The sequence below is a fragment of the Hydrogenophaga sp. T66 genome (assembly GCF_057219855.1).
Genome location: NZ_JBXVVX010000001.1, coordinates 324,960 through 341,889, shown reverse-complemented (window position 1 = coordinate 341,889; position 16,930 = coordinate 324,960). Strand labels below are relative to the sequence as shown.

General features: G+C 67.9%; 16 protein-coding genes. 6 read left to right on the top strand and 10 right to left on the bottom strand.

What is annotated here, in order from left to right:
- Positions 1 to 11: 11 nt before the first annotated feature.
- Both AC2D80_RS01585 and AC2D80_RS01580 read right to left on the bottom strand, forming a co-directional pair.
- On the bottom strand, positions 12 to 938 hold the full coding sequence (locus tag AC2D80_RS01585) for an LpxL/LpxP family acyltransferase (protein ID WP_484631226.1): 927 nt from the start codon (positions 936 to 938) through the stop codon (positions 12 to 14).
- A complete protein-coding gene (locus AC2D80_RS01580) occupies positions 935 to 1,768 on the bottom strand; it encodes a lysophospholipid acyltransferase family protein (protein WP_484631225.1) in 834 nt (277 codons plus the stop codon). The genes AC2D80_RS01585 and AC2D80_RS01580 overlap by 4 nt, the downstream gene beginning before the upstream one ends.
- Positions 1,769 to 1,929: 161 nt before the next feature.
- Between AC2D80_RS01580 and metK the strand changes: the two genes are divergently transcribed.
- From metK to AC2D80_RS01565, 3 genes are all read left to right on the top strand, one after another.
- Positions 1,930 to 3,108, top strand: coding sequence for a methionine adenosyltransferase (metK, locus tag AC2D80_RS01575; protein ID WP_484631224.1), 1,179 nt, complete (start codon positions 1,930 to 1,932; stop codon positions 3,106 to 3,108).
- Positions 3,109 to 3,297: 189 nt separating this feature from the next.
- A complete protein-coding gene (locus tag AC2D80_RS01570; RefSeq protein WP_484631223.1) occupies positions 3,298 to 4,950 on the top strand; it encodes a sensor histidine kinase in 1,653 nt (550 codons plus the stop codon).
- Between the two features lie 43 nt (positions 4,951 to 4,993).
- The gene (locus AC2D80_RS01565) at positions 4,994 to 5,788 is read left to right on the top strand and encodes an SDR family oxidoreductase (protein WP_484631222.1); all 795 of its coding nucleotides are present in this window, start codon (positions 4,994 to 4,996) and stop codon (positions 5,786 to 5,788) included.
- 60 nt (positions 5,789 to 5,848) lie between these two features.
- On the opposite strand, the gene AC2D80_RS01560 is transcribed toward AC2D80_RS01565, so the two are convergent.
- The 5 genes from AC2D80_RS01560 to AC2D80_RS01540 all read right to left on the bottom strand — a co-directional run bounded on the left by AC2D80_RS01560 (position 5,849) and on the right by AC2D80_RS01540 (position 10,475).
- On the bottom strand, positions 5,849 to 6,778 hold the full coding sequence (locus AC2D80_RS01560) for a branched-chain amino acid ABC transporter permease (protein WP_484631221.1): 930 nt from the start codon (positions 6,776 to 6,778) through the stop codon (positions 5,849 to 5,851).
- Positions 6,775 to 7,662 (bottom strand): branched-chain amino acid ABC transporter permease, encoded by an 888-nt coding sequence (locus AC2D80_RS01555; RefSeq protein ID WP_484631220.1) that lies wholly within the window; start codon positions 7,660 to 7,662, stop codon positions 6,775 to 6,777. Before AC2D80_RS01555 ends, AC2D80_RS01560 begins: the two co-directional genes overlap by 4 nt.
- A gap of 83 nt (positions 7,663 to 7,745) precedes the next feature.
- Entirely contained in the window at positions 7,746 to 8,969 is a 1,224-nt protein-coding gene (locus AC2D80_RS01550; RefSeq protein ID WP_484631219.1) for an ABC transporter substrate-binding protein, read from the bottom strand.
- 40 nt (positions 8,970 to 9,009) lie between these two features.
- The gene (locus AC2D80_RS01545) at positions 9,010 to 9,714 is read right to left on the bottom strand and encodes an ABC transporter ATP-binding protein (protein ID WP_484631218.1); all 705 of its coding nucleotides are present in this window, start codon (positions 9,712 to 9,714) and stop codon (positions 9,010 to 9,012) included.
- Entirely contained in the window at positions 9,711 to 10,475 is a 765-nt protein-coding gene (locus AC2D80_RS01540; protein WP_484631217.1) for an ABC transporter ATP-binding protein, read from the bottom strand. The genes AC2D80_RS01545 and AC2D80_RS01540 overlap by 4 nt, the downstream gene beginning before the upstream one ends.
- A gap of 250 nt (positions 10,476 to 10,725) precedes the next feature.
- Between AC2D80_RS01540 and groES the strand changes: the two genes are divergently transcribed.
- Both groES and groL read left to right on the top strand, forming a co-directional pair.
- Positions 10,726 to 11,016, top strand: a complete 291-nt coding sequence (gene groES, locus AC2D80_RS01535; protein ID WP_086122008.1) for a co-chaperone GroES — start codon at positions 10,726 to 10,728, stop codon at positions 11,014 to 11,016.
- A gap of 47 nt (positions 11,017 to 11,063) precedes the next feature.
- Positions 11,064 to 12,707: a chaperonin GroEL gene (gene groL, locus AC2D80_RS01530; RefSeq protein WP_484631216.1), complete on the top strand. Its 1,644-nt coding sequence runs from the start codon at positions 11,064 to 11,066 to the stop codon at positions 12,705 to 12,707.
- 200 nt (positions 12,708 to 12,907) lie between these two features.
- On the opposite strand, the gene tal is transcribed toward groL, so the two are convergent.
- Positions 12,908 to 13,849: a transaldolase gene (tal, locus tag AC2D80_RS01525; protein ID WP_484631215.1), complete on the bottom strand. Its 942-nt coding sequence runs from the start codon at positions 13,847 to 13,849 to the stop codon at positions 12,908 to 12,910.
- A 65-nt stretch (positions 13,850 to 13,914) separates the two neighbouring features.
- Here tal and AC2D80_RS01520 point away from each other — a divergent pair, with 65 nt between their 5' ends.
- A complete protein-coding gene (locus tag AC2D80_RS01520) occupies positions 13,915 to 14,763 on the top strand; it encodes a MurR/RpiR family transcriptional regulator (protein WP_484631214.1) in 849 nt (282 codons plus the stop codon).
- A gap of 34 nt (positions 14,764 to 14,797) precedes the next feature.
- On the opposite strand, the gene AC2D80_RS01515 is transcribed toward AC2D80_RS01520, so the two are convergent.
- The gene (locus tag AC2D80_RS01515) at positions 14,798 to 16,024 is read right to left on the bottom strand and encodes a M20 aminoacylase family protein (protein ID WP_484631213.1); all 1,227 of its coding nucleotides are present in this window, start codon (positions 16,022 to 16,024) and stop codon (positions 14,798 to 14,800) included.
- A 67-nt stretch (positions 16,025 to 16,091) separates the two neighbouring features.
- Positions 16,092 to 16,793, bottom strand: coding sequence for a DUF3047 domain-containing protein (locus AC2D80_RS01510; RefSeq protein ID WP_484631212.1), 702 nt, complete (start codon positions 16,791 to 16,793; stop codon positions 16,092 to 16,094).
- Positions 16,794 to 16,930 lie beyond the last annotated feature (137 nt).

Below are 16,930 nucleotides of genomic sequence, written 5' to 3'. Positions count from 1 at the left end.
CGACCGCCCGCTCAATAGAACGGCGCCTCGCCCGGGGGGCGGGTCTTGAACCGCTTGTGCACCCAGTAGTACTGCTCGGGCATCCCGCGGATGAAGTCTTCCAGCGCGCGGTTCATCGCGGCGGTGTCGGCCACGATGTCCTCAGTCGGATAGCCCGGCCACGGCGGCAGCACGGTGACCTCGTAGCCCCCCGGCGTCAGTCGCGTGACCACCGGCACCACCCGGGCGCGGGCCAGGCGTGCGAACCGGGGCAGGGACGTGATGGTGGCGGTCTGCACGCCAAAAAACGGCACGAACGCAGAGTCGCGGGTGCCGTAGTCCATGTCGGGCAGCAGGTAGAGCGGCAGGCCCTGACGCAGCGCGGCGACCAGCGGCTTGAGGCCCTGGCGCATGGCGACGATGTGGGGGTGACCGAAGCGCTGGCGGCCGCGGGTCATCCAGCGGTCCACGTCGGCGTTGAGCTGCTCGGCATAGATGCCGCAGCAACGGCGCCGCAGGTGGACGGTCAGACCGGTCCAGCCCGCGTCCATGCCCACAAAATGGGGCGCGAAGAGCACCGTCGGGGCCTCGCCGTCCAGCGCCGCGAGATCGCCCTTGAGCAAGACGCGGCGCTTGACCACGTCGGCCGGCGCCTCCCACAGCCAGCTGCGGTCCAGCCACGCCTGGGCAAAGGCGACGAAGTGGCGGCGCACGGCGGCATCGCGCTCGCGGTCGGACTGGTCGGGAAAACACAGCGCCCAGTTGGTGCGGGCCACGTGGCGCCGGCGCCGCGCCACCGTGTGAAGCACCTGCCCCAGCAACCAGCCCAGGGCGCGCACCGCCGGCAGCGGCAGGTGCGACAGCAGGCGCATGAAACCCACGCCCAGCCGGTTGGCCAGGCCGCCCGGGGGTTTCTGGTGGGGTTTGTGGGTCGGCGTCTCGACCGGCTCGGAGCTCATGCGCGCGGGGGCTTGTAGCGGTCGTAGGACCACAGGTATTGGGCGGGCGATTCTCGCACCAGCGCCGCCATGGCCTCGTTGATCACGGCCGCCGCTGCCGCGGGGTCGTCGGGCAGCGCCGCCCCAAGGGGGCGGACGTGCACCACGTAACCCGCGCCGCGGGGCAGGCGTTCCCCCCAGCTCAACAACACGCGCACGCGACCGGCCTGCGCCAGCCGCGCCGGCAGCGTCATGGTGTAGGCCGGCCGACCGAAAAACGGCGCCCACACGCCCTGCCCGGCGGGCGGCACCTGGTCGGGCAACAGGCCGACGGCCTCGCCCGCCTTGAGCGCCTTGAGCAGCTGCTTCACGCCAGCCAGGCTGGTGGGCGCGGTGCGCAGCCCGGGCCGCGCGCGGGCGCCGGCGACGAGGTCGGTCAGCCAGGGCTGGCGCGCCGGCCGGTACAGCACGGTCATCGGTCGCGCGGCGCCGTGGCGGGCGGCGTAGGCCTGGGCGGTGATCTCGAAACAGCCGAGGTGCGGCGTGAGGAACAGCAGCCCGTCGCCGGCCGCCACGGCGGCATCGATGTGTTCGACGCCCTGCCAGCGCACCGGCACCGGGGCGCCCAGCCACAGCCGCGGCAGCTCGGCCACCAGCTTGCCGGCCTCGCCGACGGCCGCGCGCGTCTGGGCGGGCGTGAGGCCGGCGAGCTCGGCGTGCGCGTGCAAGCGCCGCCGGTACCGCGGGGACAGCGCCCAGGTGAGCCAGCCCAGCGCCACGCCCAGCGCATGGAGCGGGCGCAACGGCCAGCGCGCGAGCGTGCGAAAAATCAGGCGGACGAGCGTGGACAAGGGCGGCGGCCGGCGGGGGGCGGCGCGGCGTCGCTAGAATCGCGCCATCGCCGAGTTGATGAACTGATTGCGGGGCGATTCACAAGTACTGCTAAAGCGTTCGCCGACTTCTGCAAGACCGGCAACGCCGATCCACCCCGACACCGCAGGAGTTTAAAGACATGGCGAACGACTTTCTCTTCACGTCCGAATCGGTCTCCGAAGGACACCCCGACAAGGTGGCCGACCAGATCTCCGACGCGATCCTCGACGCGATCTTCACCCAGGACCCGCGCAGCCGCGTGGCCGCCGAGACGCTGACCAACACCGGTCTGGTCGTGCTCGCCGGCGAGATCACGACCAACGCCCACGTGGACTACATCCAGGTGGCGCGCGACACCATCAAGCGCATCGGCTACGACAACACCGAGTACGGCATCGACTACAAGGGCTGCGCGGTGATGGTCTGCTACGACAAGCAGTCCAACGACATCGCCCAGGGCGTGGACCACGCCTCCGACGACTACCTCAACATCGGCGCTGGCGACCAGGGCCTCATGTTTGGTTATGCCTGCGATGAGACCCCGGTGCTGATGCCCGCGCCGATCTACTACGCCCACCGGCTCGTCGAGCGGCAGGCGCAGCTGCGCAAGGACGGCCGCCTGCCCTTCCTGCGCCCCGACGCGAAAAGCCAGGTGACCATGCGCTATGTCGATGGCAAGCCGCACAGCATCGACACCGTGGTGCTGTCCACGCAGCACGCGCCCGAGTGGAGCCTGGGCGACAAGATGAAGCCCGAGTTCAACGAGGCCGTCATCGAAGAAATCATCAAGCCGGTGCTGCCCAAAGAGTGGCTGCAGAACACCCGCTACCTGATCAACCCGACCGGCCGTTTCGTCATCGGCGGTCCCCAGGGCGACTGCGGCCTGACCGGGCGCAAGATCATCGTCGACACCTACGGCGGCGCCTGCCCGCACGGCGGCGGCGCGTTCTCCGGCAAGGACCCGTCGAAGGTGGACCGCTCGGCCGCCTACGCCGCGCGTTACGTGGCGAAGAACGTGGTGGCCGCCGGCCTCGCGCGCCAGTGCCAGGTGCAGGTGGCCTACGCCATCGGCGTGGCCAAGCCGATGAACGTGACCGTCTACACCGAAGGCACCGGCGTGATCCCCGACGCCGAGATCGCCAAGCTGGTGGAGGCCCATTTCGACCTGCGTCCGAAGGGCATCATCCAGATGCTCGACCTGCTGCGCCCGATCTACCAAAAGACCGCGGCCTACGGCCACTTCGGCCGCGAGGAGCCGGAATTCACCTGGGAGCGCACCGACAAAGCAGACGCGCTGAAGGCCGCCGCCGGTCTCTGAGCGCCCTCGAGGCCCTTCCAGAAGCGGCCACTCACATCAATGAAAAGCCCCGCCGCTGTGCAGCGCGGGGCTTTTTTTCGGGCCTGTCCCGCGGTCGGGGGACCGAAAAGCGCTGAATTTTCCAGTGGGCCGACCGATACACCGGGTGTGAACGAATGCGACCTGCTTGAGAGACCCGGAGGCCCCGCCATGGACAACGACCGCAGCCCGGATGCCGCCACCCCCGTCGTGGCCCCCGACAGCCTGCTGCGCAGCATCGCCGACCGCATCCCGGCGCGGCTGGCCTACTACGACCGCGACCTGATCTGCCGCTTCGCCAACCGCGCTCATGCGCAGGCCTACGGCCAGGAGCCGGCGGCGCTGATCGGGCGCCCGATGAACGAGATCGTGCGGCCGGAGGTGATGCAGGAAATCCTGCCGCGTGTGCTGTCCACCCTGGCCGGCGAAGGCTGCACCTTCGAAGCGGCGCGGGCCGATGTGAACGGCACGGTGCGGTATTACGAGGTGCATTACATCCCCGACGTGCGCGACCACGATGTGCAGGGCTTCTTCATCGAGCTGCACGACATCAGCGAACGCCGGCGCACGGAAGAGCTGGTGCTGCACGCCAACCACGATCTGGAAGAACGCGTGCGCGAGCGCACCGCCGCCCTCTTCGCGAGCGAGCAGCGCTACCGCCTGATGGTCGACGCGATCCAGGACTACTGCGTGTACTTCATCGACGAGCGCGGCATCGTGACCGAGTGGACCGAGAGCGCGCAGCGCCTGCACGGCCACCTGAAGGCCCAGATGGTCGGCCGCCCCTACGCCGACCTGATCTGCGACCTCGACAGCGGTCTGAACGAGACCGACCCGGCGCAGGTGCTGCGCCTGGCCAAGTCCAACGGGCAGTGGGAGACGCGCGGCTGGCGCTGGCGCGCCGACGGCAGCCGCTTCTGGGCCCACACGGTGCTGACCGCGCTGCGCAACGAGCAGGGCGCGTTGCAAGGCCTGTCGAGCATCACGCGCGACATGACGGCCGCCAAGAGCCTGGAGGACGTGATGAACGACCTCAACCGCGAACTGGAAAAGCGCGTGGCCGAGCGGACGCAACAGCTGGTGGCGGCCAACAAAGACCTCGACGTGTTCTCCCACATGGTCTCCCACGACCTGCGCGCCCCGCTGCGGCACATCAGCAGCTTCGTCAGCCTGCTGCAGGAACACCTGCAGGAAGGCTCGGGCGACGCGACCGCGCTGCAATACCTCGACCTGATCGGCAAGGCCGGCAAGCGCATGGGTTCGATGCTCGAAGGCCTGCTGGAATACGCGCGGCTGGGCCGCGTGGCCTTCCAGCCGCAGACCGTGCCGCTGGCGCCGCTGGTGCACGGCGTGCTGGCCCACCTGCGCCACGAAAACGCCGGTCGGCAGATCGAGTGGGTCATCGACGAGGAGCTGCCCACGGTCAAGGGCGACCCGATGATGCTGGCCCAGGCGTTCACCGCCCTGCTCGACAACGCCGCCAAGTACACCCGCAAGACCGAGGACGCCCGCATCGAGCTCGGCTGGGAAATCAACCCGCTGGGCGGGCGGATGTTCTTCGTGCGCGACAACGGCGCCGGCTTCGACCTGCAGAAAGCGCACAACCTGTTTGTGATGTTCCAGCGGCAACACCACTCGATGGATTTCGACGGGCTGGGCACCGGCCTGGCGCTCACCCAACGGATCATCGAACGCCATGGTGGCCGCATCTGGTGCGACACCGCGCCCGGCGAAGGCTGCACCTTCTATTTCACGCTGCCGGCCGACGAATCCGAGCCAGACCTCGCGTTTCCCGCCTCGGCGATGGCCGAACTGACGGCCTGAGCTGTGGCGCCGGCACCGGCGCCGGCCGGATAATCCGGCGCCCATGAACCCGCCGTTGCCCACGCCCCACCCCGCCGCCGCAAACCCCTCGACGCTGTTCGACCTGCACGGGCGCGTGGCGCTCGTGACCGGCGCCGGGCGCGGCCTGGGCGCGGCGATCGCCACCGCCTTCGTCGCCCAGGGCGCGCGCGTCTGGCTGGTTGGCCGGGATCTCGCCCGGCTGGACGAACTCGCCGCCGCGCTCGGGCCGAGCGCGCGGCCGCTGCCGCTGGACATCACCGACGCCGCCGCGGCGACCGCCGCGGTGCAGCGGGTCGTGCGCGAGGACGGCGGGCTGGACGTGCTGGTCAACAACGTGGGCCAGCGCCGGCGCGCGCCGCTGGCCGAACTGCCGGCGCAGGCGCTGCGCGAGGTGCTCGACATCAACCTGGTGGCGGCCTGGCACCTCGCCCGCGAGGCGGCGCCCGCGCTCGCGGCGCGGCGCGGCAGCCTGATCAACGTGACCTCCATCGCCGGGCCCATCGCCCGCGCGGGCGACGCCGCCTACACCACCGCCAAGGGCGCGCTGGACGCGATGACCCGCGCGCTGGCGGCGGAATGGGGGCCGCAGGGGGTGCGCGTGAATGCGATTGCGCCCGGTTACTTCGCCACCGAGGCCAACGCCGCCATGACGTCCGACCCGGCCGTGGCCGACTGGCTCGCGCGGCGGACCTCGCTCGGCCGGTGGGGATCGCCACCGGAAATCGCCGGGGCGGCGGTCTTTCTGGCGAGCGACGCGGCGAGCTACGTCACCGGCCACACGCTGGCGGTGGACGGCGGCTACCTCGCCCACTTCTGAAGGATCGCGCAGCGGATCGCCGCCGGCGGGGGTCGCGGCGGGCGCGTCAGCGCCCGGCCGTCAGCTGGAGCGTTTGCCCAGCCGGTACTCGATCTCGCCGACGATGCCGCGGCGGAACAGCAGCACGCACACCACGAAGGTCGCGCCCATGATGATCGACACCATCGAACCCAGGTCGGCCAGGTAGTTCTGCATCGTCACGATGATCGCCGCGCCCACCGACGGCCCGAGGATGGTGCCCATGCCACCGAGCAGCGTCATCAGCACCACCTCGCCCGACATCTGCCAGCTCACGTCGGTCAGCGTCGCAATGCCGAAGGCGATCGACTTGGTCGCGCCGGCCAGGCCCGCGATGGTGCCCGACAGCACGAAGGCCATCAGCTTGTAGCGGTCCACGTGGTAGCCCAGCGACAGCGCGCGCGCCTCGTTCTCACGCACCGACTTGAGCACCTGCCCGAACGGCGAGTGAATGATCCGGTAGATCAGCGCGAAGCCGATCAGGAAGATCGCCGCCACCAGGTAGTACATGCGCGTGTCGCTGCTCAGGTCGATCACCCCGAACAGCGCGCCGCGCGGGATGCTCTGGATGCCGTCTTCGGCGTAGGTGAACGGGGCCTGCACACAGATGAAATAGATCATCTGGGCCAGCGCCAGCGTGACCATCGCAAAGTAGATGCCCTGGCGGCGCACCGCCAGCCAGCCCGTGACCACGGCGATCACCGCCGCGCTGGCCGTGCCGCTGAGGATCGCCAGTTCGGGCGTGAGGCCCCACACCTTCGCGGCGTGGCCCGACACATAGGCGGCGAAGCCGAAAAACATGGCGTGGCCGAAGCTGAGCAGGCCGGTGAAGCCGATCAGCAGGTTGAATGCGCTGGCAAACAAGGCGAAGCACAGCACCTTCATCAGGAAGATGGGGTAGCCCACGAAAGGAGCCACGAGCAGCGCCAGCACCAGCGCAGCAAAAACTAGACGGTTCGCGGTGGACATCATTTCTCCCGGCCGAACAGACCCGCCGGGCGGACCATCAACACGATCACCATGATGATGAACACCACGGTGGACGACAGTTCGGCGTAGAACACCTTGGTCAGGCCCTCGACGAGACCGAGCGCCAGCCCGGTGATGATCGAACCCAGGATTGACCCCATGCCACCAATCACCACCACCGCGAACACGATGATGATGATGTTGGAGCCCATGAGCGGGCTGACCTGATAGATCGGCGCGGCCATCACGCCGGCCAGGCCGGCGAGCGCGACACCAAACGCGTAGGTCAGCGTCACCATCAGCGGCACATTGATGCCAAACGCCTTGACGAGGTTGGGGTTCTCGGTGCCGGCACGCAGGTAGGCACCGAGCTTCGTCTTCTCGATCACGTACCAGACCGCGAGGCACAGGAAGATCGACGCGAACACCACCCAGGCACGGTACTTGGGAAGGAACATGAAGCCCAGGTCAAAACCACCGCGGAACACCTCGGGCAGTTCGTACGGTTGCCCGGACGAGCCGTAGAACTCGCGGAACAGACCCTCCAGCAGCAGCGCCAGACCGAAAGTCAGCAGCAGCCCGTAGAGGTGATCCAGCCCGTGCAGCCAGCGCAGCATGGTCTTCTCGATGATCACGCCGATCAGCCCCACCGCCAGCGGCGCCAGCAGCAGCGCGAACCAGTAATTCAGGCCGGCGTAGTTGAGCAGCATCCACGCGAAGAACGCGCCCACCATGTAGAGCGCGCCATGCGCGAAGTTCACGATGTTGAGCATGCCGAAGATCACGGCCAGGCCCAGCGAGAGGATCGCGTAAAAAGAGCCGTTCACCAGGCCCAGCATGAGTTGCCCCATGAAGGCCTGCACCGGCACGCCGAAGATTTGATCCATGCGAGTACGACGGTTGGGGGCGGGCCACGGCGTGGCCCGCCCGGTTGCCCGGAGGCGTCACGCCGGCTTACGCCGGCGCGGGTTCACTTCTTGATGCCGGGGCAGCGGCTCTGCGCCAGCGACTGGAAGGCGTCGTCGCCCTTGACCGTGCCGCGCAGGTGGTAGTAGTCCCAAGTGCCCTTGGATTCCGACGGCTTCTTGACCTGGAAGAGGTACATGTCGTGGACCATGCGGCCGTCCTCGCGGATCTTGCCGCCCTTGGCGAACATGTCGTTGATCGGCATTTCCTTCATCTTGGCCATCACCGCTGCCGTGTCGTCGGTGCCGGCGGCCTGCACGGCCTTGAGGTAGTGCATGGTGGCGGAGTAGACGGAAGCGTGGTTGGAGTTCGGCTTGCGGCCGTTCATGACCTTGCTGAACTTGTCCGACCAGGCGCGGGTTTCGGCGTTCAGATCCCAGTACCAGCCCTCGGTCAGGTACAGGCCTTGCGCCGTGTTCAGGCCGATGGCGTGCACGTCGGTCACCAGCATCAGCAGCGCGGCCAGGTTCTGGCGGCGGGTGATGCCGAACTCGGCGGCGGCCTTGATGCTGTTGACCGTGTCGCCACCGGCGTTGGCCAGGCCAACCACCTTGGCGCCCGAGGTCTGGGCCTGCAGCAGGAAGGACGAGAAGTCGCTGGTGCCCAGCGGGTGCCGCACGGCGCCATTGACCTTACCGCCCGAAGAGCGGACCACTTCGCTGGTGTCCTTCTCCAGGGAATGGCCGAAGGCGTAGTCGGCGGTCAGGAAGTACCAGCTGTCGCCGCCGTCCTTCACGATGGCCTTGCCCACCACGTTGGACAGCGCGATGGTGTCCATCAGGTAGTGGATGCCGTTGGCCGGGGCGCAGTCTTCGTTGGTCAGGCGGGCGGTGGCCGCGCCGGTGGTGATGGTGATCTTGTTCTTTTCCTTGGCCAGCGCCTGCACCGTCAGGGCCACCGCGGAGTTCAGGTTCTCCACGGAGATGTCCACGCCCTCGCGGTCAAACCACTGCTGCGCCACGTTCTTGGCGACGTCGGGCTTGTTCTGGTGGTCGGCGTTCACGACCACGATGTCCTTGCCGAACATCTTGCCGCCGAAGTCCTGCACGGCCAGACGTGCAGCGGCCACGGCGCCGGGGCCGCCGTAGTCGGCGTACAGGCCGGACATGTCGGTCAGCACGCCGATCTTCACGGCGTCGCCCGAGAGCTTGCCCTGCTGGGCGGTGGCGAGGGAAGCGCTGCCGGCGAGCACGGCGGCAATGGCGGTGGCGATCAGTTTGCGTTTCATGCGTGTCTCCTTGGGTGAATGAAGGGCCGACGCCGATGCGTCAGACGCCCAGGTACTCGTGCAGCATCGCTGCCTTGCTCTCGAGTTCGTGTTTTTCGACCGTGGCCACGATCTGGCCATGCTCCATCACGTAATGGCGGTCGGCCAGCGGGGCGGCGAAGCGGAAGTTTTGCTCCACCAGGATGATGGTCAGGCCCTTGGCCTTGAGCGCGCGGATCACGCGGCCCAGCGTCTGCACGATCACCGGCGCCAGGCCCTCGGTGATTTCATCGAGCAGCAGCACCTTCGCGCCCGAGCGCAGGATGCGCGCCATCGCCAGCATCTGCTGTTCACCGCCCGACAGGCGCGTGCCCTGGCTGTGGCGACGCTCCTTCAGGTTGGGAAACATCTCGTAGATCTCGTCCACGCTCAGACCACCCGGGCCGATGGTGGGCGGCAGCATCAGGTTTTCTTCGCAGCTCAGCGACGAGAAGATGCCGCGCTCTTCCGGGCAGTAGCCCAGGCCGAGCCGGGCAATGCGGTTCGTCGGCATCGCGATCGTCTCGACGCCGCCGATGCGGATCGAGCCGGTGCGCTTGCCCACCAGGCCCAGAATCGACTTGATCGTGGTGCTGCGGCCCGCGCCGTTGCGGCCCAGCAGCGTGATCAGCTCGCCCTCGTGGAGTTCGAAGTTGACACCGTGCAGGATGTGCGATTCGCCGTACCAGGCGTCGAGGTTCGCGACCTTCAGCAGGGGCTCACTCATGCGGCGGTCTCCTCGGTCGATCCCACGTAGGCTTCCAGCACGCGCGGATCTTTCGACACCGTGTCGTACGGGCCCTCGGCCAGCACACTGCCGCGCGACAACACCGTGATCGTGTCCGACAGGTTGGCCACCACGTTCATGTTGTGTTCCACCATCAGCACGGTGCGGTTGGCGGCGACCTTGCGAATCAGCTCCACCACCCGCCCCACGTCCTCGTGGCCCATGCCCTGTGTGGGCTCGTCCAGCAGCATCAGCTCGGGATCAAGCGCCAGCGTCGTGGCGATCTCCAGCGCCCGCTTGCGGCCATAGGGCAGGTTGACGGTCACCGTGTCGGCGAAGCTGCCCAGATCCACCTGCTCCAGCAACTCGCGCGCGCGGTCGTTGAGGCGGTACAGGCTGGATTCCGGCTTCCAGAAGTGAAAACTCGTGCCCAGCTGGCGCTGCAGCCCGATCCGCACGTTCTCCAGCACCGTCAGGTGCGGGAACACGGCGGAAATCTGAAACGAGCGGACCATGCCGTCGCGGGCCACGTCGGCGGCTTTCAGCGGCGTGATGTCCTGACCCTTGTAGAAGATCTGCCCGGCGCTGACCGGCAGAAACTTGGTCAGCAGGTTGAACACGGTCGTCTTGCCGGCGCCGTTCGGGCCGATCAGGGCATGGATCGACCCGCGGCGCACGCGCAGGTTGACGCGGTCAACCGCGACAAACCCTTTGAACTCGCGGGTCAGGTCCCGTGTTTCGAGGATGTAGTCAGTGCTCATGGATCGCGTCCGGCCGGCGGTACCGGCCCCGGTGGGTGAGCGCGCATTGTTAGCAAACTAACCATGCAGGGCCACTGGGGTAAACCCCCCGCAAAAGTCGCCCGGTTGACATCGACTGCCGGCTTGAAAAGCCGCCCGCGCGCCCTTATGATTAGCACTCGCCAGCGTTGAGTGCTAACACCGCACCGGCGCGCCGGGCGCCCGACGGGCGCCATGCACCGCTTCACCCCCATCCATTTCAGGAGATGCAATGAAACTTCGTCCTCTCGCCGATCGCGTGATCGTCAAGCGCATTGACAGCGAAACCAAGACCGCCTCCGGCATCGTCATCCCCGACGCCGCCGCCGAGAAGCCCGACCAGGGCGAGGTGCTGGCCGTCGGCCCGGGCAAGACGAACGACAAAGGCGAAACCAAGGCCCTGACCGTCAAGGTCGGTGACCGTGTGCTGTTTGGCAAGTACAGCGGCCAGACCGTCAAAGTCGACGGCGACGAGCTGCTGGTCATGAAGGAAGACGACCTGTTCGCGGTCGTCGAGAAGTGATCCTTCTCCCCCCTCACCCCCCCATTGACTGAATCGGAGAAATCAACATGGCAGCAAAAGACGTCATTTTCGGCGGCGAAGCCCGCGCCCGCATGGTCGAAGGCGTGAACATCCTGGCCAACGCGGTCAAGGTCACCCTGGGCCCGAAAGGCCGCAACGTGGTGCTCGAGCGCTCCTTCGGCGCCCCGACCGTGACCAAGGACGGCGTGTCCGTGGCCAAGGAAATCGAGCTGAAGGACAAGCTCCAGAACATGGGCGCCCAGATGGTCAAGGAAGTCGCTTCCAAGACCAGCGACAACGCCGGTGACGGCACCACCACCGCCACCGTGCTGGCCCAGGCCATCGTGCGCGAAGGCATGAAGTACGTGGCCGCCGGCATGAACCCGATGGACCTCAAGCGCGGCATCGACAAGGCCGTGATCGCCCTGATCGACGAACTGAAGAAGATCAGCAAGCCGACCACCACCAGCAAAGAGATCGCCCAGGTCGGCACCATCTCCGCCAACTCCGACGACTCGATCGGCAACATCATTGCCGAAGCCATGGACAAAGTCGGCAAAGAAGGCGTGATCACCGTGGAAGACGGCAAATCGCTGCAGAACGAGCTGGATGTCGTGGAAGGCATGCAGTTTGACCGCGGCTATCTGTCGCCCTACTTCATCAACAACCCCGACAAGCAGGCCGCGCTGCTGGACAACCCGTTCGTGCTGCTGTTCGACAAGAAGATCAGCAACATCCGCGACCTGCTGCCGGTGCTCGAGCAGGTGGCCAAGGCCGGCCGTCCGCTGCTGATCATTGCCGAAGACGTCGAAGGCGAAGCCCTGGCCACGCTGGTGGTCAACACCATCCGCGGCATCCTGAAGGTCGTCGCCGTGAAGGCCCCGGGCTTCGGCGACCGCCGCAAGGCCATGCTGGAAGACATCGCCATCCTGACCGGCGGCAAGGTGATCGCTGAAGAAGTGGGCCTGACGCTGGAGAAGGTGACCCTGGCCGACCTGGGCCAGGCCAAGCGCATCGAAGTCGCCAAGGAAAACACCACCATCATCGACGGCGCCGGCGCTGCCGCGGACATCGAAGCCCGCGTCAAGCAGATCCGCATCCAGATCGAAGAAGCCACCAGCGACTACGACCGCGAGAAGCTGCAGGAGCGCGTGGCCAAGCTGGCCGGCGGCGTGGCCGTCATCAAGGTCGGTGCCGCCACCGAAGTCGAGATGAAGGAGAAGAAGGCCCGCGTGGAAGACGCGCTGCACGCCACCCGCGCCGCGGTGGAAGAAGGCATCGTCCCCGGCGGTGGCGTGGCCCTGCTGCGTGCCCGTCAGGCCGCTGGCGAGATCAAGGGCGCCAATGCCGACCAGGACGCCGGCATCAAGCTGGTGCTCAAGGCGATCGAAGCCCCGCTGCGCGAGATCGTGTTCAACGCCGGTGGCGAGCCGAGCGTGGTGATCAACGCCGTGCTGAACGGCAAGGGCAACTACGGCTTCAACGCCGCCAACGACACCTACGGCGACATGATCGAGATGGGCATCCTGGATCCCACCAAGGTCACCCGCACCGCGCTGCAGAACGCCGCGTCCGTGTCGTCGCTGATGCTGACCACCGAGTGCATGGTCGCCGAGGCCCCGAAGGACGAGGCACCTGCCCCGGCCGGCGGCATGGGTGGCATGGGCGACATGGGCGGCATGGGCATGTAATGGCCCCTTGCCAGCGACGCCATGCCGGCGTTGCAAGGGCTTGCCGTGGCGATGCCACTGTCTGCGCCCTTGCCTTGGCCTGGCGCCGCTGGCGGCGTCGATGTGGCGTTTGGGCGTCCATCGACACGCCCCAAGAAAAAGCCCCGCGAGTGATCGCGGGGCTTTTTTCTTGGGGGCCGGTCGGGCCGGCGGCCGCCGGCTCACACCATCATGGCTTCCAGCTTGATCGTGTCCGCCACGAAGGCGCGGATGCCTTCGGCCAGTTTTTCGGTGGCCATGGCGTCCTCGTTGAGCGCGAAGCGGAAGCCGGCTTCGTCGTAGGCGATCGCCGGGATGTCGAGTGCGCGGGCGGCCTGGGGATCGAGCGCGCGCTGCAGCGGCGCGTCGCTGGCCGCCAGCTGGGCCAGCAGATCGGGACTGATGGTCAGCAGGTCGCAACCCGCCAGCGCGGTGATCTGACCCACGTTGCGGAAGCTCGCGCCCATGACTTCGGTGGCGATGCCGTACCTCTTGTAGAAGTGGTAGATGGCGCGGACCGACTTCACGCCGGGGTCGTGGGCGCCGGCCATGGCGGCCTCGTCCCAGGACGCACCAGCCTGCTTCTTGTACCAATCGTAGATGCGTCCCACAAAGGGGGAAATGAGCTGCACCTTGGCCTGCCCGCACGCCACGGCCTGGCAGAAGGAGAACAGCAAGGTGAGGTTGGTGCGGATGCCATCGCGCTCCAGGCGCTCTGCCGCGCGGATGCCTTCCCAGGTGGCGGCGATCTTGATCAGCACCCGCTCCCGCGCCACGCCCTCGGCGGCGTACAGCGCGATCAAGCGGCGCGCGCGCTCGACCGTGGCGTCGGTGTCAAAACTCAGGCGCGCGTCGACTTCGGTGGACACCCGACCGGGGATGTGGCGCAGGATTTCCACGCCGAACCGCACGAGCAAGCGATTCATCAGCTCGACCTTGTCCGCGGTGCCGTGGCGCGCGATCGCCTCCGCCAGCAGCGGCGCGTAATCGGGCTTTTGCACCGCCTTGAGGATGAGCGAGGGGTTGGTGGTGGCATCGCGCGGGGCGAAGGCAGCGAGCTGGTGGAAGTCGCCGGTGTCGGCCACCACGGTGGTGAACTGTTTGAGGGCGTCGAGCTGGTTCATGCCGCGATTATCGGCACGGCCAGCGAAATAAAATTCCGCCTTTGTCACCCTGGGGGTAACGCGCCATGCTCGACCGCATCACGGCTTCCCTGCCTTCGCTGGCGCCGGCCGAGCAGCGCGTGGGCGCGCTGGTGCTGCGCGACCCGCGCGCCTTCGCCAGCCTGCCGGTCACCGAGCTCGCCGCGCGCGCCGGCGTGAGCAAGCCGACGGTCGTGCGGTTCTGCCGCAGCATGGGCTACGACGGCCTGTCCGACTTCAAGCTCAAGCTCGCCGGCACGGTGAGTGAGGGCGTGCCGTTCATCCACCGCAGCGTGGACGCCGACGACAAGACCGGCGACGTGCTGGTGAAGGTGATCGACAACACCGTGGCGGCTTTCCTGAAGTACCGCAACGACGCCTCCACCCACGCCATCGAGTGCGCGGTCGATGCGCTGATGGCCTCGTACCGCGCGCGCGGCCGGATTGAGTTCTTCGGTGTCGGCAACTCGGGCATCGTGGCGCAGGACGCGCAGCACAAGTTCTTCCGCCTCGGCATCAACACCGTGGCCTACAGCGACGGCCACATGCAGGTGATGAGTGCCTCGCTGCTGGGCGCGGGCGACTGCGTGGTCATCGTCTCCAATTCGGGCCGCACGCGCGATCTGATGGACGCGGCGGACATCGCCCGCCAGCACGGCGCCACGGTGATCGGGGTGACGGCCAGCGGGTCGCCGCTGGCGCGCATCAGCCACATCCACCTCGCCGCCGACCACCCAGAAGGCTACGACCGCTACAGCCCCATGACCTCGCGGCTGCTGCACCTGACCATCATCGACATCCTGGCCACGTGCATGGCCCTGCGCATCGGCGGCGAACGGCTGCAGCCGCTGCTCAAGGAGATGAAGAACAACCTGCGAAGCAAACGCTACGCCTGAGCCGCGGCGACCACCCGCGCGCGACGGGCGGCGCTCAGGCCGCGGGAAGCGGCAGCGCGTGTTCGATCAGGCTGGCGTGCAGCGCCGCGCCCAGCGGCAACACTTCGTCGTTGAAGTCGTAACGGCTGTTGTGCAACACGCAGCTGCCCACGCCGTTGTCCGCGCCCTGCCCGAGACGCAGGTAGGCGCCGGGCTTGACCTGCAGCATGAAGGAGAAATCCTCGGCCCCCATGCTTGGGTCCATCGCACGGTCCACGTGCTCATGGCCGACCAGGCGCTGCGCCACGTCGGCCGCAAAACGCGCCTCGTCGCGGGTGTTGATCGTGGCCGGGTAGATCCGCTCGTACTTGAGCTGCGCGGTGGCGCCCAGCCCGAGTGCCACGCCCGAACACACCTCGTGCAGCCGGCGCTCGACCATCGCCTGCACCGCGGGGTTGAAGGTGCGTACCGTGCCCACCAGCGTCGCTTTGCCGGGGATCACGCTGAACGCCCCGAGGTCGCCCGCCTGCATGGCACACAGGCTGATCACCGCGCTGTCGATGGCCCTCACGTTGCGCGACACGATGCTCTGGACCGCCGTGATGATGTGCGCCGCCACCAGCACCGGGTCGACCGTCTGGTACGGATGCGCGCCGTGGCCGCCTTTGCCGGTGATTTCGATGGTCACCCGATCGGCGGAGGCCATCATCGGCCCCGGGTTGACGCCGACCGTCCCGGGCCGCATCAGGGGCCAGTTGTGCATGGCAAACACCGACGACACCGGAAAGCGCTCGAACAGGCCGTCGTCGATCATGGCCTTGGCCCCGGCGAAACCTTCCTCGCCGGGCTGAAAGATCAGCACCGCGGTCCCGTCGAAATGCCGGGTCTCGGCGAGGTAGCGGGCCGCGCCGATGAGCATCGTGGTGTGACCGTCGTGGCCGCAGCCATGCATCAGCCCCGGGCGCGTGGACTTCCAGGCAAATTCGTTGTGCTCGGTCATTGCCAGCGCATCCATGTCGGCGCGCAAACCAATCAGGCGGCCGGTGGTGTCCTGACGCCCGCGGATCGTCGCGACCACGCCGGTCTTGCCGATGCCGGTGTGGATGGCGTCCACCCCGCACACCTTGAGCGACTCCACCACGCGGCGCGCGGTGTAGTGCTCCTCAAAGCCCAGCTCGGGATGCGCGTGCAGCTCGCGGCGCAGCGCGGTGAGCTCGGGGTGGTAGGCCGCGATCTGGGCGAAGGCGCGGCCGTGAACCTTCAGTCGGGGAGCGGGTGCCATGGTGGGTTGAACCGGCAAGCGGGTGAGGGTTCCGTGATGAAGGCGGCATCGAGCCCGGCGGCGGCACTCAGTCGACCGCCGGCGACAGCGAGAGACCGCCGTACCACGCGGTCAGCCGGCTTTGCGTGTTGTCCGTGTCGGTCATGAAAGCCACGCCGCGCAAGGGGCCGGGCGCTTCGCCAAAGGCCCGCCGGAAATCGGCCTGCACGTCACGGCGGTGCTCCCGCCATTGGCCCAGGTGCGTCCGCCCGCTGTCGACCACCAACTTGCGGATGCGGTCCGTGCGCGGGTTGCTGATCACCGTGCCAACGGGGTGATGCTCGCTCCAGACATAGGCTAGCGTGGCGTACGGCAGCTCTTCGCCCGTGACCAGACGGGTCAGCTCACTCAGGCGGTGGGCCCGAGCCGGCCAGGTCCGTCGATCACCCTCAAACGCCAGCACCACGCCCACCGGCGAGTCCGTGCGGGCTGCGTCGGCCAGATCGCCGTCCAGCGGCAGATGGTCCGCCCGCCAGCGGAAGGTCAATGTGCCCGGCGCGGTCAGCGGCGGCTCGAAGCGCTGGCGCAGGATGCTCACCGATCGGTCGGCTTTCACCCGCAACGCCGGCTCGCCCGCCACCGTCGCCACCTCATACGGCGCCCAGCGCTTGCCCGGCATCGGCAGCGTCTGCCAGCCCAGACCCGGTGGCGTCAGCAGGTGTTCACCCGTCCAACCCGGCAGATCCAGCGACGGCGGTGGCGCCGCACAGCCCAGCATCGCGGCGGCCATGGTCATCACCGCCGCCCGCCGCCATGGTGTCGACGTCCCGGCGCCTTCCTTGCCCGCCCGATACCCCCGCATCCTGTGCTCCTTGGTGCCGCCTAGAGTCGCGCCCGCGTCGGCCAGACCATCCACTGGCATCGCCG

Bases quoted from the DNA above. Each gene is read 5' to 3' on its own strand.
- AC2D80_RS01520 (WP_484631214.1), top strand. From the start codon at position 13,915: ATGCTCGACCGCATCACGGCTTCCCTGCCTTCGCTGGCGCCGGCCGAG.
- groL (WP_484631216.1), top strand. From the start codon at position 11,064: ATGGCAGCAAAAGACGTCATTTTCGGCGGCGAAGCCCGCGCCCGCATG.
- AC2D80_RS01540 (WP_484631217.1), bottom strand. From the start codon at position 10,475: ATGAGCACTGACTACATCCTCGAAACACGGGACCTGACCCGCGAGTTC.
- AC2D80_RS01570 (WP_484631223.1), top strand. From the start codon at position 3,298: ATGGACAACGACCGCAGCCCGGATGCCGCCACCCCCGTCGTGGCCCCC.
- AC2D80_RS01515 (WP_484631213.1), bottom strand. From the start codon at position 16,024: ATGGCACCCGCTCCCCGACTGAAGGTTCACGGCCGCGCCTTCGCCCAG.
- AC2D80_RS01585 (WP_484631226.1), bottom strand. From the start codon at position 938: ATGAGCTCCGAGCCGGTCGAGACGCCGACCCACAAACCCCACCAGAAA.
- groES (WP_086122008.1), top strand. From the start codon at position 10,726: ATGAAACTTCGTCCTCTCGCCGATCGCGTGATCGTCAAGCGCATTGAC.
- AC2D80_RS01545 (WP_484631218.1), bottom strand. From the start codon at position 9,714: ATGAGTGAGCCCCTGCTGAAGGTCGCGAACCTCGACGCCTGGTACGGC.
- tal (WP_484631215.1), bottom strand. From the start codon at position 13,849: ATGAACCAGCTCGACGCCCTCAAACAGTTCACCACCGTGGTGGCCGAC.
- metK (WP_484631224.1), top strand. From the start codon at position 1,930: ATGGCGAACGACTTTCTCTTCACGTCCGAATCGGTCTCCGAAGGACAC.
- AC2D80_RS01555 (WP_484631220.1), bottom strand. From the start codon at position 7,662: ATGGATCAAATCTTCGGCGTGCCGGTGCAGGCCTTCATGGGGCAACTC.
- AC2D80_RS01560 (WP_484631221.1), bottom strand. From the start codon at position 6,778: ATGATGTCCACCGCGAACCGTCTAGTTTTTGCTGCGCTGGTGCTGGCG.
- AC2D80_RS01510 (WP_484631212.1), bottom strand. From the start codon at position 16,793: ATGGCCGCCGCGATGCTGGGCTGTGCGGCGCCACCGCCGTCGCTGGAT.
- AC2D80_RS01565 (WP_484631222.1), top strand. From the start codon at position 4,994: ATGAACCCGCCGTTGCCCACGCCCCACCCCGCCGCCGCAAACCCCTCG.
- AC2D80_RS01550 (WP_484631219.1), bottom strand. From the start codon at position 8,969: ATGAAACGCAAACTGATCGCCACCGCCATTGCCGCCGTGCTCGCCGGC.